Annotated in this window: 14 protein-coding genes; 2 read left to right on the forward strand and 12 right to left on the reverse strand. The window is 66.9% G+C overall.

What is annotated here, in order from left to right; all coding sequences use genetic code 11:
• Positions 1-304 precede the first annotated feature (304 nt).
• Positions 305-907, forward strand: a complete 603-nt coding sequence (locus tag ASE50_RS07675) for an HAD-IA family hydrolase (protein WP_056398059.1) — start codon at positions 305-307, stop codon at positions 905-907.
• A complete protein-coding gene (locus tag ASE50_RS07680; RefSeq protein ID WP_082438890.1) occupies positions 885-1967 on the forward strand; it encodes a glycoside hydrolase family 43 protein in 1083 nt (360 codons plus the stop codon). Before ASE50_RS07675 ends, ASE50_RS07680 begins: the two co-directional genes overlap by 23 nt.
• Positions 1968-2007: 40 nt before the next feature.
• Here the strand turns inward: ASE50_RS07680 and ASE50_RS07685 are convergent, their stop codons facing one another.
• The 12 genes from ASE50_RS07685 to ASE50_RS07740 form a co-directional block, all read right to left on the reverse strand.
• Positions 2008-3120, reverse strand: coding sequence for a serine hydrolase (locus tag ASE50_RS07685; RefSeq protein ID WP_056398063.1), 1113 nt, complete (start codon positions 3118-3120; stop codon positions 2008-2010).
• 94 nt (positions 3121-3214) lie between these two features.
• On the reverse strand, positions 3215-4804 hold the full coding sequence (nadB, locus tag ASE50_RS07690; protein WP_056398065.1) for an L-aspartate oxidase: 1590 nt from the start codon (positions 4802-4804) through the stop codon (positions 3215-3217).
• A gap of 291 nt (positions 4805-5095) precedes the next feature.
• On the reverse strand, positions 5096-6565 hold the full coding sequence (locus tag ASE50_RS07695) for a S41 family peptidase (protein ID WP_056398069.1): 1470 nt from the start codon (positions 6563-6565) through the stop codon (positions 5096-5098).
• Positions 6562-7611 (reverse strand): AraC family transcriptional regulator, encoded by a 1050-nt coding sequence (locus ASE50_RS07700; RefSeq protein WP_235512239.1) that lies wholly within the window; start codon positions 7609-7611, stop codon positions 6562-6564. The genes ASE50_RS07695 and ASE50_RS07700 overlap by 4 nt, the downstream gene beginning before the upstream one ends.
• Before the next feature lie 463 nt (positions 7612-8074).
• The gene (locus tag ASE50_RS07705) at positions 8075-8863 is read right to left on the reverse strand and encodes a phosphate/phosphite/phosphonate ABC transporter substrate-binding protein (RefSeq protein ID WP_056398072.1); all 789 of its coding nucleotides are present in this window, start codon (positions 8861-8863) and stop codon (positions 8075-8077) included.
• Complete coding sequence (locus ASE50_RS07710) at positions 8856-9713, reverse strand: fatty acid desaturase (protein ID WP_056398073.1); 858 nt, start codon at positions 9711-9713, stop codon at positions 8856-8858. Before ASE50_RS07710 ends, ASE50_RS07705 begins: the two co-directional genes overlap by 8 nt.
• A 315-nt stretch (positions 9714-10028) precedes the next feature.
• The gene (locus ASE50_RS07715; RefSeq protein ID WP_235512241.1) at positions 10029-10985 is read right to left on the reverse strand and encodes an FAD:protein FMN transferase; all 957 of its coding nucleotides are present in this window, start codon (positions 10983-10985) and stop codon (positions 10029-10031) included.
• Between the two features lie 17 nt (positions 10986-11002).
• Entirely contained in the window at positions 11003-11848 is an 846-nt protein-coding gene (locus ASE50_RS07720; protein ID WP_056398077.1) for a DUF4198 domain-containing protein, read from the reverse strand.
• Positions 11849-11868: 20 nt separating this feature from the next.
• Positions 11869-12357 (reverse strand): DUF2271 domain-containing protein, encoded by a 489-nt coding sequence (locus ASE50_RS07725; protein WP_056398079.1) that lies wholly within the window; start codon positions 12355-12357, stop codon positions 11869-11871.
• A 21-nt stretch (positions 12358-12378) separates the two neighbouring features.
• Positions 12379-13008 (reverse strand): PepSY-associated TM helix domain-containing protein, encoded by a 630-nt coding sequence (locus ASE50_RS07730; RefSeq protein ID WP_056398082.1) that lies wholly within the window; start codon positions 13006-13008, stop codon positions 12379-12381.
• Positions 13005-13688, reverse strand: a complete 684-nt coding sequence (locus tag ASE50_RS07735) for a Fe2+-dependent dioxygenase (protein ID WP_056398085.1) — start codon at positions 13686-13688, stop codon at positions 13005-13007. Before ASE50_RS07735 ends, ASE50_RS07730 begins: the two co-directional genes overlap by 4 nt.
• A gap of 19 nt (positions 13689-13707) precedes the next feature.
• Positions 13708-16107 (reverse strand): TonB-dependent receptor, encoded by a 2400-nt coding sequence (locus tag ASE50_RS07740; RefSeq protein ID WP_200909497.1) that lies wholly within the window; start codon positions 16105-16107, stop codon positions 13708-13710.
• Between the last annotated feature and the right edge of the window lie 42 nt (positions 16108-16149).

Genomic DNA, 16149 nt, shown 5'->3' on the forward strand with positions numbered 1-16149 from the left:
CGCAGACGCATCTGATCGAATCGTCCAACGCCTCGTTCCGCGACATGCTGGCCCGCTTCAACCGCCGAACCAAACGCGCTTCCAAGACCCAACAGATGCTCGAGATCACCCTCGACATCTTCCTCGCCAGAAAACGTCTACAGAGTCCGACGTGAACACTCCCCGCGCAGGCGGGGGTCCAGGGCGACACAAGCAGACCGCGGTTCTGTGCGGCTCTGGGCCCCCGCCTGCGCGGGGGTACTTACACCCCGTAGCGGCGAACCGCCATTTGCCTCCGCAGCCCCCGCCCGGTACGACCGCGCCCATGCCATCGTTCCGTGATACCGCCTACGCCGCCTTCCTGTTCGACATGGACGGGACGCTGCTCGATTCCTCCGCAGCGGTCGAACGCGTCTGGCGGCGCTGGTGCGATCGGCATGGCATCGATGCCGAGGCGCTGATCGCGGTGTGTCACGGGGTCCGGGGCGAGGATACGGTGCGGCGCTTCGCCACGCCGGGCATGGATGTCGATGCCGAAGCCGCATGGCTGAACGCCGCCGAACTCGAAGACGTCGACGGCGTCGTGCCGATCGCGGGCATCCACGACCTGATCGCCGGCCTTGCCCCCGATGACTGGGCGATCGTCACCTCCGCGCCGCGCAACCTTGCCGAAATACGCCTGGCGGCGATCGGGCTGCCGGTGCCGGCGGTGTTCGTCACCGCCGAGGACGTGACGAAGGGCAAACCCGATCCGCAGGGCTTCCGCCTTGCCGCCGACCGGCTGGGCGTCCCGATCGGCGAGTGTCTGGTGTTCGAGGATTCGCCGGCCGGCGTGGCGGCGGGCAACGCGGCGGGGGCGGCGGTCGCGATCGTCGGACCGCGCGTTCCGGCCGAGGAGGGACGCTATGCCATTGCCGACTATCGCTGATGGGACGATCGGCCGCCGGACGCTGCTGGCGGCGATGGGGGCCGCTGCGGCGCTGCCGCGTGCGGCGCTGGCGGCCAATCCGCCGATCCCGGGCTGGTATGCCGATCCCGAGATCCGCATCTTCGGAAACCGCTACTGGATCTATCCGACCTATTCCGCCGACAAGGGTCCGCCCGCGCCACAGAGTCGCTTCACCCCGTGGCAGGTGAAGGAGCGCAGCGCGCCGCATATCTGGTATCCGTTCCTGCGGCAGACGTTCCTCGACGCGTTTTCGTCACGCGATCTGGTGCACTGGACGCGGCATCCCCGCGTGCTCGACGTCGAGCAGGTCGGCTGGGCGGCCTATTCGATGTGGGCACCTTCGGCGATCGAGCATCGCGGGCGCTATTATCTGTTCTTCGGCGCGAACGACATCAAGAACGATGCCCAGACCGGCGGCATCGGCGTCGCCGTTTCGAACAAGCCGGAGGGGCCGTTTCGCGATGCGATCGGCAAACCGCTGATCGACAAGATCGTAAACGGCGCGCAGCCGATCGACCAGATGGCGTTCCGAGACGATGACGGGCAGGTCTATCTCTATTATGGCGGATGGAAGCACTGCAACGTCGTGCGGCTGTCCGATACGCTGACCGGAATCATGCCCTTTGCCGACGGCACGACGTTCAAGGCGATCACCCCCTCGCCCGACTATGTCGAGGGGCCGTTCATGGCGAAGCGGAACGGCGTCTATTATCTGATGTGGTCGGAGGGCGAGTGGACCGGGCCGGACTATCGCGTCGCCTATGCCACCGGGCCGAGCGCGGTCGGGCCGTTCAGCCCACGCGGCGTGGTCCTGCAACAGGATGCCCGCATCGCGCGCGGCGCGGGGCATCATTCGCTGCTGCGGCTTCCCGGCACCGACGACTGGTATATCGTCTATCACCGCCGCCCATTGAGCGAAACCGACGGCAATCACCGCGAGATCGCGATCGACCGGCTGACCTTCCGTCCCGATGGCAGCATCGCGCCGGTGGTGATTACCGACCAGGGTGTCGGGCCGAGGTTACTGACGAAGCGGTAGGCATATCCCCGCTCGCGCGGGGATATGGGTGGCGACCGCTTTACCCGTGCACGGCGACGATCGCCGACACCACCGTCTGGATCAGTTGCTGGCGCTCCTGCACCGGCCGGGCCGTATCGCCGATCATCACCGCCACGGCATAGGATTTGCCGTCGGGGGCGGTCAGGATGCCGACATCGTTGAAACCCGCCGTCCGCCCGCCCAGATCCTGTCCGGTCCCGGTCTTGTGTGCGACGCTCCACCCGGTGGGCAACGCCGCGCGAAGGCGGGCGCGGCCGGTGCGGGTATGGCTCATCGTGTCGAGCAGCCAGCTGGTCGATTGCGGCGTCAGCAACATGCCGTGGCGCAACCGTGCCAGCGCATCGGCGATCGCCCCTGCCCCCGCGCCATCGGGCGGATCGGCGACATAGGCCTGATAGGCGGCGCGGCGGACATTGGGGTCGAGCTGCGACCGCGCCTGCGCAAAGGCGTTGCCCTGCGAATATTCCTGTTTCCACGGCAGCCCGGCGGTCTTCGCCTGCAACAGCCGCTCGCCCGGCCCGAAGCGGATATTGCCGAGGCCGCGGCTGGCGATGAAGTCGCGCACCGCCACCGGCCCGCCGGCAAGGTTGAGCAGCTTGTCATTGGCGGTATTGTCGCTGAGCGTCAGCGCGCGACGCAGCAGATCGCCGACCGTCGTGCGGAACACGCCGTCCTTCATCAGATACGCGATCGGCTGATGAAACAGCGTCAGGTCGCTGCGGGTGATGGTGACCGGGGTGGTCAGCGCCAGCTTGCCCTCGTCGATCGCGCTCATGGTCGTCAGCGCGACCCACAGCTTGCTGACCGATTGCTGCGGCATGCGCTGATCCATCGCATGGCCGACGACCCAGCCCTCGTCGATGCTGCGCACCGCGATCCCGACCCGGCCCTGAAACCCGCCGCCCAGCGCATTGATCGTCGCGACCAGCGCCGGGGGCGCAGGGCGCGTCGGTGCGGGCAGCGGCACCGGAACCGCCGCTTTCGGCACGGCCGCCTGCGCGGCGGGCGGCAATGTCCGCGTCGCCAGACCCACGCCGCCGAGCGCCATCAGTCCCATTACCAACGCCGCCTGTTGCGGCCGGACTTTCTTCAGCATCTGCACGATCTTCTCACCCCGTCCTGCGCCGACCATGCTGCGAGGGCGATTAACATTACAAGACGTTGTTGCCGCCTTGCGACGAATCTCCCCGCACAGACGACGAATGGCGCAAACCCATGCCGTAGCGTCAGGGGACGAGGATCGTATCGACTGCCTCCGCCGCCGTTTCGGGGTAATCGAGCGTGTAGTGCAGCCCGCGGCTCTCCTTGCGGTGCAGCGCGGACCGGACGATCAGGTCCGCCGACTGGAGCAGGTTGCGCAACTCGATCAGGTCGGGGGTGACGCGGAAATGGCCGTAATAGTCGGCGACTTCCTCGTTCAGCATCGCGATGCGGTGGCGCGCGCGTTCCAGTCGCTTGGTCGACCGGACGATGCCGACATAATTCCACATGAACCGGCGGATTTCGGTCCAGTTCTGCTTGATGACGACCTCTTCGTCCGAATCGGTCACGCGGCTTTCGTCCCATGGCCGGATCGCGGGCGGCGGGGGCAATGCGTCCCAGCGCGCGGCGATGTCGCGTGCCGCCGCCTCGCCGAACACGAAGCATTCGAGCAGCGAGTTGGACGCGAGCCGGTTGGCACCATGCAGCCCCGATTGCGACACCTCGCCCACCGCATACAGGCCGGGCAGGTCGGTGCGCCCGTCGCGATCGATCACCACCCCGCCACAGGTATAATGCTGCGCCGGCACCACCGGAATCGGCTGGCGCGTCATGTCGATGCCGAGGCCGAGCAGCTTTTCGTGGATGTTGGGGAAATGGCCGCGCACGAAGTCGGGGTCCATGTGGCTGATGTCGAGATGGACGTAATCCAGCCCGAACCGCTTGATCTCGGCATCGATCGCCCGGGCGACGATGTCGCGCGGCGCGAGTTCGGCGCGCGGGTCGTAATAGGGCATGAAATTCTTGCCGGTGGTCGGGTTGATGAGCTTCCCGCCCTCGCCGCGCACCGCCTCGGTGATCAGGAAGTTCTTGACCTCCAGATTGTACAGGCAGGTCGGGTGGAACTGCATGAATTCCATGTTCGACACGCGGCATCCCGCGCGCCACGCCATGGCGATGCCGTCGCCGGTCGCGCCGCGCGGCGCGGTGCTGAACAGATAGGTCCGCCCCGCCCCGCCGGTCGCGAGGATCGTCGCGCGCGCGGTGTACAGCTCGACCCGGTCGGTGGTGCGGTTGAAGGCATAGACGCCCCACACATTGCCCGCCCCCGAATAACGCTGCTCATGGCGACTGGTGGCCAGATCGACCGCGACCATGTCGGGCAGCAGGGTGATGTTGGCATGCGCCCGCGCCGCCCGGATCAGCGCCTCCTGCACTGCCCAGCCGGTGGCGTCGTCGACATGGACGATGCGCCGGTGCGAATGGCCGCCCTCGCGCGTCAGGTGCAGCGCCTCGCCCTCCATATTGAACGGCACGCCCAGCGCCGCGAGCCGTTCGATGGCGGCGGGCGCACCCTCGACCACGAACTCGACCGCCGCACGGTCGTTGAGCCCGGCACCGGCGACCATCGTGTCCTCGACATGGTTTTCGAACGTATCGCCGGGTTCGAACACCGCCGCGATCCCGCCCTGCGCCCACGCGGTCGACCCTTCGTTCAGCGCGCCTTTCGCCAGCACGGTGACACGGAACCGCTCGGCCAGATGCAGCGCAGCGGTCAGGCCGGCGGCGCCCGATCCGATGATGAGGATGTCGGTCTGGGCAGGGTCGTGGGACAAGGGGCACTCCGATCGGCTTGGGAGGGCGACTATGCGGGTTCGGGGCGGTGTGACAAGGTTGGATGCGGTGGCGAGGGCGGTGCGCGGCGACCACGGCGTATCGGCGGCCTTCCGATCGCGGCCCGCCCGACAACTATCAGCAGTCCCGCAGCGGATAGCTACCGCTCGCCATGCTGCAAGTTGCACGTCAACGATGGTATTCGGGAACGAGCGGCTTCGGGCGTAGAATGCCTTCCACCAGGGCTCACGACCGAAATTGTGCCGCCTGTAACCGACTGATCGGGGGACAAATCAACCGGAGACGCGCGCTGCTGCCCATATTGCCGCCGCGTCCAGCGCCGGGTCGGTTCCCCGAATGATCGCATTCGCCGTCGAGCGGATGAAGACATCCGGTTCGATGCCCGCGTCAGGCTGCGGGGTCGTCGGGAAATAGCCGATCAGCGGCAGGTCGAATTCGATTCCGCTCGCCGGCAGCTTCGTAAAGAAGAAGCCGCCGCCATTGATCCCGCGTCGGTTGCCCCCGGTCGGTTCACCGAACAACCTGATCCGCCCACTGGCCCTTGCCGCATTGATGAAGCCGAACGTCGCCGAACTGTTCGCCGGGCCGATCAACGCCGCGACCGGAACGGTCAGGCGCTTCGCCGCCGGGCGGATGGGCAGCAGCTTTTCGCGTTCCGGCAGCCCGTACCAGCCATCGCCCAGATCGGCACCACCGACACCGAGGCGACGAAAACGATCGTCCCATGTCGAAACGTGGGGAGCCAACGCTGCGGGCACCTCCCGGAACCGAACTTTCGGCTCGAAGGTCCACCCTGCCAGATCGCGATCGATGAGACGGGCAAGGATCGGATCACCGCAGTCGTCACCGCCTTCGTTGCGGCGCAGGTCGATCACCAGACCGCGGGCGGTTGCCGCATCGTCGAGGCGATCGGACAGCCAGTTCCGCCAGTCCCATTTGGAGTTCCACATCGCCCAACCGGGCATGTCCAGTATGGCGACCCCGTCCGGTCGCACATGATAGGTCCAGCGCGCCGCATCGCTATCCTCGCGCACTCGGGTCATCGTCGCCTGCCGGGCGGCGAGACCGATTGCCGGTAGCGCGACGCGCAGTTCGCGCCGATCGGGCCGCACGATCGACAGACGATGCACGCCCCCTGCAGGCGGCATCAGCAGCCCTTGGAAGACGTCGAAATACTCGATGTCCTCGGCCCCCCGCACGCCCAGCAGCGAACGGCGCTTGCCGTCATTATGGCCGTCGGCACGGGTATGGGGCATCAGCGTATCCAGAACCTGCCCGGCGCTGCGTCCGTTGATCGCGGTGATGACAGTCCCCCGCGGCAACGCGCCCGTTCCACTATGGTCGGCGGTGACGACCATCGATCGCCCGATCCACTCGAAATCGAACGGCAACCGGGTCGGTCGATCGAACAGCGCCTTCACCGCGGGATCGGTCTGGTTGAAGAAATTGGGATAGCTGTGTCCGCAGCGGATGGTGGTCAGGAACCGGGACAGCGCGAGGAAACAGTGCTCGTGCGATCCCGCTCGTGCGCCGGCACCATAGTCCTGCTCGAAGACGGCGAGATGTCGGGTGACGTCGACCGGCGACAGATAGCGGTGCAGCCCCGGATGGATCGCCATCGCCGCCCGCAGTACCGCCAGGTCTTCGCGGACACCTCCGAAATCGGCGGCGGCGGCGGCCCGACCAGCATGGGAGATCAGCGGAAGTGCGGCAAGGGCCGCGAGAAGATGGCGTCGGTTCATGCCCCCGGGATGGCAGGCAATCCCGGCTCCGGTCGCCTCGTTTCCGGTAACGCACCATGGTTTTTCGCTTTTGCGACGTGAGTCCGATACTGGAAAGGCGTCATCCCGGTCGTCGCTCGAAACGCCCGGTTGAAGCTGGCCTTCGATGCGAAGCCGGCTTCGAGTGCGAGCGTCAGCACATCGCGATCGTCGCTCGCTTCCAAACGGTCCACGACCGCGCGACACCGCAATCCGTTGATGAACGTCGAGAAGTTCTGACCCAATCCCTCGTTCAATGCGCGGGACAGATAGGCGGTGTTGGTCCCCAGCAACCGGGCAAGCGTTGCCACGTCAATGTCGGGGTCGCCGGCCCACCCGGCCAGGCGGGTCTGCTCGGCCCACTCCGCCCCCTGTCGCGACCAGTCGCGTGCCGGTCCTTTGGCCGGTATTGCCGGAACGCATTCGAGCGTCGACAGATTCGGAAATGGCAAGCTGGCATGACGCCACCCCTCGATCGCGAGGAACAGTGCGGCGGAAGCGATCATCAGATACAACCACATCAACCCGGTATAGCCCAGCGGATCGAACCAGTCCCAGATCAGCACCGTCGCCCAGATGCTCCACAATATCGCGAAAGCGGCAATCGCGGCCGACAACCAGCGGGCGGCAAAGCGCGCATCGTCCCCGACGACATTGACAAGCACCGCCCGGTACCGACGCAGCAGCCGCACCGACGCTGCCATATGCACCGCGAAGCTGCCGATCAGGGCGATCGAGAGGATCGGCGTGACGACCGAAAAGGCAATGCCGGCCCAGCGATCCTTGAAAGGCATCGGCAGGCAGAAGCTGACCGCCTGAAACGCGAACTCGGCCAATCCGGGCACGAGCATCCCGCGCCACCGCGGCGGGAGGGTGTCCGTTACCAGCGCGTGGACGTAGAAGCGGAGCAGCGCGGGGACCAGCAGCGGAACCGCAACCGGCAGAAACGTCAGCCAGCGCCATCGGTCGTAAAAGCCTGCGAACCCGATGAGCCACGGGGTAAAGACGCCGACCAGGACGATGGTCAAGAAGGCAAGTGTCCGGTTCGCCAGTCGATTTCGCAAACTCGATGCAAGGGCCGCTGCCAATGGAAGCAACACGAGCGTTGCGGAAAGCAGCATGGCGCTGCGCCAACCAAAGACCAGGTCCATCCCCGACCGTTAGCACAGTAGGTGCACGGTCATAGCAAGCCTGCGCATAAGCGGTCGTTTTCGATCCAATCCCGATGCTCGCGCGGGCTTGGCGACGGTCCGGCAGCGACCGCCTGTTCACGCAGAATGCCGTGGCCGGTGCCGGGATGCTTCGGGCTTGTCAGGTTCCAGGGCCGATCGACCTTCGGCGACAACTACGGAATCTCGTCATTCCCGCCTGCGCGGGAATGACGAAAGGGGATCGAACGCCATGCCTGCGGCCGCAGACCTGACAGCGGCCCGCTGCGTAGCGGTCACCCGCAGGGATGACGCGGAACGGTCGTCGCGCCGATCCGATCACTCAGGCCAACGCCGGATAGCCCGCCGCACGCGCGGCAGCGTCCTGCGCCAGGACGCGGTTGCGCAGACCGACACTATTCGCGATCATGCCCGTAATCCCGAGCTTCTTGGGAGCGTCGGCTACCGCCCGTTCCAGTGCGACGCGCAGCAGGATAACGATCTCTGTCGGCGTTGCAGCGGCTGTAACGAATGCCGGGGTCGCCGATGAGGCGCTGCGGGCCAACACCCGCAATTGTCCGGTCAGTTCGGGTTCGAAGCGGGAAAGCGCGGCGAATGTCACTTCGTCGATCGCTGCGACATCCGCCTCGCCGGCCACGACCGCGATCGCGCTGGACCGGTGCGCGCCGGTCGTCAGGATCTTGCCGAAGAATCGCCCATGTTTTGCCAGCGGCGCCACCGCATCGCGCAACAACGCCATGCCGGTGTTCGACCCCGTATCGTTGATTGCCGCCCGTAGCCCGCACAGATCGGCCAAGTCGCGCGCCGGATCGTCACGCCGCACCACGATCAGGCTGCGATGTTCGCCGGCTATGTCGGTCCCGGCATAGGCAGGATGGCCGAGCAACTGCAGATCGCTGTGCTCCAATGCCCATGGCCGGGTGCAGATCATGCCAAGCAACAACCGGGGGTGGCCCCAGACCGCGGCAGTCGCCACGCTGCGGGTCAATGCCGCCGGCACGTGCGGGACGCCGGCTCCGCGCAAATGGTCGCGGATCGTCGTCCAGAACCGGTCGTTCGCCGCATGTTGTCCGGCATGATCGTACATACCCAGCCATGCGATCTCATCCATGCGGATGGTGCACCGTGTCATGCGCACGGAACGCGAACCGGCGGATCACATCGCGATAGCCCCGATCCCGCGGTTCGTTCCGTCCCTGCCGCTGCGTCTCGACAACCGGCAGGCGATACCACGGCGCGCCCGGATCAGCATGGTGCGCTGCGTGGAGATTATTGTTGAGAAACAGCAGCGCCAGCGGTCCGTGCGATATCACGGTCGCCGCGCGCGACGGCCCCGGCGCATCCGCCCGGTGCTCGGCATATCCACGCAATAACGACGCCGCCTGTCCCGGCAGCACGAAGCAGACCAGATAGGTGCCGATCGGCAACTCGACCGCGCGCAGCCAGGCCAGTACCAGTGCGACGCCCAGCAGATGCGGCCCCCATTCGCGCGCGAACGCCGCTGGCCGACGCCATGCCCGCGCTCCTTCGGTAATGAGGAACAGCGCGATACTGGCGACCGGTCCGAGGACCATCTGCCCGGCCAGCGTGGATCGCAACCGCGCGATCCGCAACGTCCACCCTGTCCCGCCCGCGACGTAGCGCGATTCGGGGTCATGTACCGGATGGGTCGGCGCGGCCGAGCGATGATGCGCGACATGCGTGCGGCGATACACACCATAGGGTAGCCACAGCGACAACGGCACTCCGCCGATCAGGTCGTTGACGTGGCGATGGCGCGTCGGATGACCGTGGATCGTCTCATGCTGCAACGATCCGTGCCATCCGAGAAACCAACCGCCCGCGAGCATCAGCAGCGGCACCGGCAACAGCCCGTGGACGGCCGTCACCGCCATCCATCCACCATAGATTGCCACCGCCAGTGCGACCGTCGGCCATTCGATCTTCGTCGTCCGATTCATATTCCCATCTTATCGATAGGATAAATGATGGCAAGTCCCGCTGCATTCCCTCCCCGGCTACCCGGTGGACGTTCGCGAGCGTTCGCGCCGAGCGTCCGGGTCGCAATATCTGCTTCCACGCGAACGAGCGCGGCCTGGCGTCGCGTCGCGCGCCAGCCGCCGGGACCAGACGGTACCGATGCACGTCTCGGAACGGTCGACGCTGGCGCGCAGGAGGTAATCTAATGTCTATCGTAGAGCGTACGATGCCGCTCGGCCCGTGCATTCGACGACCAAGGCTGCGCTGTGTTCGTACCGACCAATAACGATTGCCGGCTAGATCATCATCTTTTCGAACTGCGCAGTCAGTATCTCATCCATCGAAACACCGTTCCTCACGACGATACGCGCCGCGAGGTTCAGCGTTTCGATCAACCCTCTGTCCGGATACGCGACGAGGATCGCGGTTGCCTGGGCGTCGGCGAGCGCCGCGGTCCCGGCAACGACGCTGACGGACAAGACCCCGTTCGTCGCCGGGCGGCCCGTGCGCGGATCGAGGGAATGGTCGCCCCGGACATAGTTGCCCGACGTCGCGACGGCGCATTCGTGCAGCGCGAGGCGCAACGGCGGGTGTCCCGTGTCCAGCGGATCGTCGAGGTCGACCCACCACGGGTCGCCATCCGGGCGCATCCCCCGCCCGACGCATTCCCCGCCGATTTCGACCAGACAATGCCGTACCGCCCGTTCGGCCAGCAGGTCGGCGATCGCGTCGGCGGCATAGCCCTTCGCCACGCCCGACAGGTCGAGCGCCAACCCGCCGGGCTGACGAAGACGCCGCCCCGCCGGGTCGCGGCGCAGGCGGGCCCATCCCCCGGCGGACCGCGCCGCGGCAATGGCCGCGATACCGGGTTCGGGCTGCGGTCCGGGCGGACCGAACCCCCACAGATCGACCAGACGCCCGATCGCGGGATCGAACGCGCCGTCGCTGGCGTGGGCCACCCGCAGCGACAGGTCGACCACCGCCGCAAAATCCGGCGACAGGTCGGCCCAGCCACCGGGGGCGAGCGCATTGAACCGGCACAGTTCCGACGACGGTTCCCAGTGACTCATCTGGTCGACGAGGTCGCGCAACCGGGCATCGATCGCGGCGCGCAGCCCGTCCCGGTCGGCCCCCGCGGGCAGCGCGCACGCCACCGTCCAGCGCGTACCCATCGCCACGCCGGTCAAGGTCGCGACGATCGCACCGGGATCGTGATCGGCGAGGGCCGCCGCCGACGGTTCGGTCGGCAGCACGATACGCGGGGTCAGGCTCAGGGCGTCGTCACCTCCAGCGTGGTGACATAGCCCATCCGCCGTGCGGTCGCGCGTGCGACGCTGGGCTTCGCATCCTCGTGCGATGCGCTGAGCCAATACATTCCCGCCGCCGGCCAATCGATCGCCAGCACGCCGTCGGTGCCCGTCGTCAACTCGCGCGCACCCTCCGCATTGCGATAGCGTTTGCCGCCCGGCACCACCGTCACCTTCAGCCCCGGTGCCGGCCGTCCGTCGACCAGGAAGCGGAACCGCGCCTGCTCGCCTGCGACCAGTTCGTCGGGATGGGTGACGAAATCGATCTCCAGCCCCTTGCCCGTCGGTTTCAGCACCGTGCGGGTCGGCTCGCCGGCGGTCACGAAAATCTCGTTGCGGTTGCTGGTCTCGATCAGCTTCACATCGGTCGCATCGGCGGGAATGTCGGCGACGGTCAGCGGCGGCCGGCGCACGCCATCGGGTCCCGGCGGTCCGCCGCGGCCGCCGACGCGCTTCTCCTCGCCATTCACCTTGAAGCTGCCCATCAGGCCCGACATCTCGGTCCCGATCTTCCACGTACCGGGCTGGTCCAGCTTCACGTCGAACACCGACCGGTAGCGGCCGGTCGCGCCATTCTGCACTTGCCCCGCGCTGCCGTCGGGCTGCCACACCTTGACCCCGTCCAGCCGTCCCGGCTGATGATCGGCATAGAACAGGTCGTTCGAGGCAGCGAAATCGACGGTCACCCAGCTATCGGTGCCGGAGAATACCGTACCGGACGGCAGCATCCACAGCCGATGCGCCGACACGACGGTGGGGATGGAGAACAGGGCGGCAGCGGCAAGCAGGTGGCGCGCGAAACGGGGCATGGGCAAACTCCTTCGAAGGGTCAGCGGGCGGTGAGCGTCACGGCACCCAGTTCGTGCGATCCGCTCGCACGGGCGGCCTTGGCGGGCACGGTCAGCGGCACCTGCACCAGTTCGCGGCCGCCGGTTTCGCGCGCGGCTTCGACGTTCAGTACATAGCTGCCGGGGCGCAGGTCGGCGGGCAGCGGGATGGTGTGGGCACCGGGCGCGCGGGTCGCGCCGCTCACGCCGTCGGCGGGCAGTTTCAGGCTGCGGCCGCCCTTGCGCCACCATGCGCGCAGATCGGCGAGCCATTTCGTCCCCGGCTCCGCGCCCGATTTGCGGACGTCGTACCACAGCGCCAGCGTCCGCGCCGCGCCGCCGCCCGCCGGTTCGACCCACACGGCGACATAGGGCCGGTGATATTCGGCGACCGACAGGCGCGGGATGGTGACGGTGATCGTCCCCGCAGGCGGTGCCGGTGCGGCGGCGACGGTCGCGCCGCCCAGAACCGCCAGTGACAGGATACGCATCAGGATATCTCCCCCCGAAAATCAGTGGATCAGGAACATGGCAAGGATCACCGGCAGCGCCACCCCCGCCGCCACCAGCGGCCAGGTCGACGGCCGACGCCTGGCATGGAGTTGCAGCAGCAGCAGCCCGGTGATCGAGAACAGGACGCAGGCGACGGCGAACACGTCGATGAACCAGAACCACGCGGTCCCGGCATTGCGCCCCTTGTGCAGGTCGTTGAGGTAGCTGATCCAGCCGCGATCGGTGGTTTCGGCGCGGATCGCCCCGCTGGTCAGGTCGATACTGACCCACGCATCGCCACCGGGACGCGGCAGCGCGATATAGGCCTCGCCATCGGACCATTCGACCGGATGCGCAGCGACGTTCAGCGTCACCTGCCGTTCGATATCGGCGGCGACGCCCGGCGGAATGGTCGCCTTTGCCTCGGCCGCCCTGCCGAGCGGACGCAGCAGGCTGGCGGAGAGCCGTCCCTGTCGTTCGGCGACGACCGGTTCGGCGGAGATCGTCGCGGCATGGTTCAGCGTGATGCCGGTGATCGCGAACAGCAACATCGCCGCCAGCGAGATGCCGGCGCTGATCCAGTGCCACGCGATCAGTTGTTTCGCCCACCATGCGCGCCAGTTGCGCCGGCGTTTGGCGGCAACGCTCATGCGTCGGCCCAGCGGCGCAGCAAATTGTGATACAGCCCGGTCAACTGGACCACCACCGCATCGCCCTGCCCGCGTTCCCCGCCCAATGCCTGGACCGACTGGTCGAGGTCGAACAGCAGCCGTCGTTCGCCATCGTCGCGGACCATCGACTGCGCCCAGAAAAAGCAGGCGGTACGCACGCCGCGCGTGACCGGGGTTACGCGGTGCAGGCTGGAGGCGGGATAGAGCACCATATGCCCGGCCGGCAGCTTCACCGTCTGCGGACCGAACCGGTCCTCGATCACCAGTTCGCCACCGTCATAGCTGTCGGGGTCGTCGAGGAACAGCGTCGCCGACAGGTCGCTGCGGATACGGAAGTCGGTTCCGGACTTCATGCGGATGGCGTTGTCGACGTGCAGCCCGAACGCCTCGCCGCCCTCATACCGGTTGAACAGCGGCGGAAAGACCTTCAGCGGCAGCGCGGCGGCGAAGAACAGCGGCGACCGTCCGAGCGCATCGAGCACGATGCCGCCCGCCTCGCGTGCGGTCGCGCTGTCCTCGGGCAATTGTCGGTTGCGCTTGGCCAGTGCGGATTGCGGGCCGGAGGTGACGTTGCCGTCGACCCACGCGCCACCCGCCATCAGCGCGCGAACGCGGTGGAGGGTGGCTTCGTCCAGCACGTCTGGAATTGCGATCAGCATCCGCCCCGGCCCGTCCCCGTCAGAAGTTGTAGTAGAGGCTGAGCACCGCCTGCCGCCGGTCGCCGGGCATCGCCCAGCCGCCGGTGACCGCGCCGGTCGTACCGTTCACGTTGCTGCGGATACCGGTCAGATAGCGTTCGTCGGTGAAGTTCTGGACGTTCAGCTGCAAGGTCGCCCGCTCCGCGATCGTATAGGCGAGATAGGCCCGGTGGATCAGGTAATCGTCCGCGCGGAACTGCACGGGCTGGAACGCATTCGGCACGTTCAGCGCGATCGACCCCTGATAGGTCAGGCCATAGCCCAGTTCGAGGCCGAACGGCAGCTTGTAGGTGGTGAACAGCGACCCGGAATGTTCGGGTGTCTGCACCAGCGTCGCCCCCGCCTGCGGATCGCGGACACCGGCATTCAGGTCCCGGTCGGAAATCGACTGCCGCACCCTGCCATCGAGATAGGTGTAGTTGGCAAAGATCGTCCACGCCAGCAGGATCGATCCCGACAGCCCGACCGCGATACCATCGACACGCGCTTTGCCGTCGAGCACCTGCAACCCGGCGGGCAATGCCGGATCGTTCGACGGCACCCGGTAATTGGTGCGTTCGTTGCGGAACACGGCGGCGGTCACTTCCAGCTTGCGCCCGAACAGCGCGGCCTTCACCCCCGCCTCGATATTCTCGGCGGTTTCGGGGGCCACCGCGCACGGGTCGGCGGCACCGGCCGCGTTGGGCGTGGCCGACACCACGCCGCAACCCAGACGTACCGTCTGCGACGACGGCGTCTTCGACTTGCCGTATCCGGCATAGATGCTGACCGCCTCGACCGGATGGAACACCGCGCCACCGCGATAGGAGAATAACCGTTCGTTCGAACGCTGCACCGCCTGCTGCGCCAGCGTCAATTGCGTGCTGCCCGGCGGAACGATCGCCAGCGGCAGGTTGCGGAACCGGGCGTCCTGCACTTCCCAGCGGACGCCGCCGTTCAGTTCGAACCAGCGGTTCAGCTCCAGCGTGTCGAACGCATAGACGGCAAGGTTCTGCGTTTCCGCTCGCGCCTGCGCCGTGACCGTCAGGTTGACCGGCCCGGTCCAGCGCGTGTCGGGATTGGCGATGGACAGGTCGGGGGGCGTCACCGCGACACCGGCCGCGGTACGCAACAGGCTGCCACTGGTGATGTGATAGCTTTCGATTCCGCCCGACACGCCGATATTGGCGACGTTGCGCAAACCGCCCTTTTCGCCGGCCTCATGCCGCAGATCGACCTGATCGTAGAGCAGGTCGTTGACCTGGTCGCGCGACAGCCCGCGCGGTCCCGACGGCCGCCAGTTGCCCCGCGCGAGGCCGGTCGGACAGGCGATGCCGACGGTCGCCGCCGCATTCGCGCCGACCGGCTGCAACCCGGTGGTGGACAGGCAATAGGTGCCCTGCGGCGCGCTGGTGACGCTGTCCTGCGCGACCCGCTGCCACCGGGTCAGGTTGCGTACCGAAAGCTGGTCGTCGATCGCATGGCGGAACGTCGCGGTGAAGCGGTCGACCGTCTGGTCCTGCCGATCCAGATTGGCGATGCCGTAATAATCGGCGCGATCGACACCGGGCAGCACGCCGCCGCCGATCGGACTCTGGAAATACGGCACGCCATAGAGCGGCGTGTTGCGGTCTTCCTGATGGACATAGGCGAGCGTGAGGCTGGTCGGACCGCCGATGCCGATCGTCACCGACGGCGCGATGCCCCAGCGTTCGAATTTCTCGACGTCACGGCCGGGCACGCCGTTATGGTGATAGGCCCCGGTCAGCCGCACCGCGACCAGATCGGACACGCGCTTGTTCGCATCGATCGACGCGCGGTAATAATCGTCGGTACCGACCGATGCCTGCACGATCGACAGGTCCTGCACGCCCGGCACCTTCGATACCAGATTGATCGTGCCGCCGACCGATCCCGATCCGTTGAAGACGGTGTTCGCGCCGTTATAGACTTCGATCTGTTGCAGGTTGAACGGGTCGGTCCGGCTATATTGGGCGGAATCGCGTACGCCGTCGACGGTGATGTCGTTCGCGGCCGAATACCCGCGCAGGTTGATCGAATCGCCATAGCCGCCGCCACCTTCGCCGGCACCGAAGGTGATGCCGGGAATGGTCTGGAGCGCGTCGCGCAGCGTCTGCAGATTCTGCTTGCGGATCGTCTGGTCGTTCAGGACCGTGATCGTCTGGGGCGTGTCGCGCAACGCCGACGTCGCCTTCGGGCTTTCCACCTTCGCATCCGCAGCCTTCTGTCCATTCACGACGATCACGTCGCGATCGTCGACATGGTCCTGCGCCGTGATCGGTGCCGCCACCGGACGCACGTCCTTTTCCGCCGCCAGCGCCGGCGCGGTGGCGATGAACCCGACGCAGGTCATTGCGAGAAAGCTAGTCTTTTCGATCATGTCGTCCCCCTGTTGGACGACGCAGCTATTGCGAGTAAGTCG

Origin of the sequence: Sphingomonas sp. Leaf5, from assembly GCF_001421155.1 — a bacterium.
Classification (GTDB): Bacteria; Pseudomonadota; Alphaproteobacteria; order Sphingomonadales; family Sphingomonadaceae; genus Sphingomonas.

Coding starts and splice junctions, on each gene's coding strand:
- ASE50_RS07675 (WP_056398059.1), top strand. CDS start 305: ATGCCATCGTTCCGTGATACCGCCTACGCCGCCTTCCTGTTCGACATG.
- ASE50_RS07680 (WP_082438890.1), top strand. CDS start 885: ATGCCATTGCCGACTATCGCTGATGGGACGATCGGCCGCCGGACGCTG.
- ASE50_RS07685 (WP_056398063.1), bottom strand. CDS start 3,120: ATGGTCGGCGCAGGACGGGGTGAGAAGATCGTGCAGATGCTGAAGAAA.
- ASE50_RS07695 (WP_056398069.1), bottom strand. CDS start 6,565: ATGAACCGACGCCATCTTCTCGCGGCCCTTGCCGCACTTCCGCTGATC.
- ASE50_RS07705 (WP_056398072.1), bottom strand. CDS start 8,863: ATGGATGAGATCGCATGGCTGGGTATGTACGATCATGCCGGACAACAT.
- ASE50_RS07710 (WP_056398073.1), bottom strand. CDS start 9,713: ATGAATCGGACGACGAAGATCGAATGGCCGACGGTCGCACTGGCGGTG.
- ASE50_RS07720 (WP_056398077.1), bottom strand. CDS start 11,848: ATGCCCCGTTTCGCGCGCCACCTGCTTGCCGCTGCCGCCCTGTTCTCC.
- ASE50_RS07725 (WP_056398079.1), bottom strand. CDS start 12,357: ATGCGTATCCTGTCACTGGCGGTTCTGGGCGGCGCGACCGTCGCCGCC.
- ASE50_RS07730 (WP_056398082.1), bottom strand. CDS start 13,008: ATGAGCGTTGCCGCCAAACGCCGGCGCAACTGGCGCGCATGGTGGGCG.
- ASE50_RS07735 (WP_056398085.1), bottom strand. CDS start 13,688: ATGCTGATCGCAATTCCAGACGTGCTGGACGAAGCCACCCTCCACCGC.
- ASE50_RS07740 (WP_200909497.1), bottom strand. CDS start 16,107: ATGATCGAAAAGACTAGCTTTCTCGCAATGACCTGCGTCGGGTTCATC.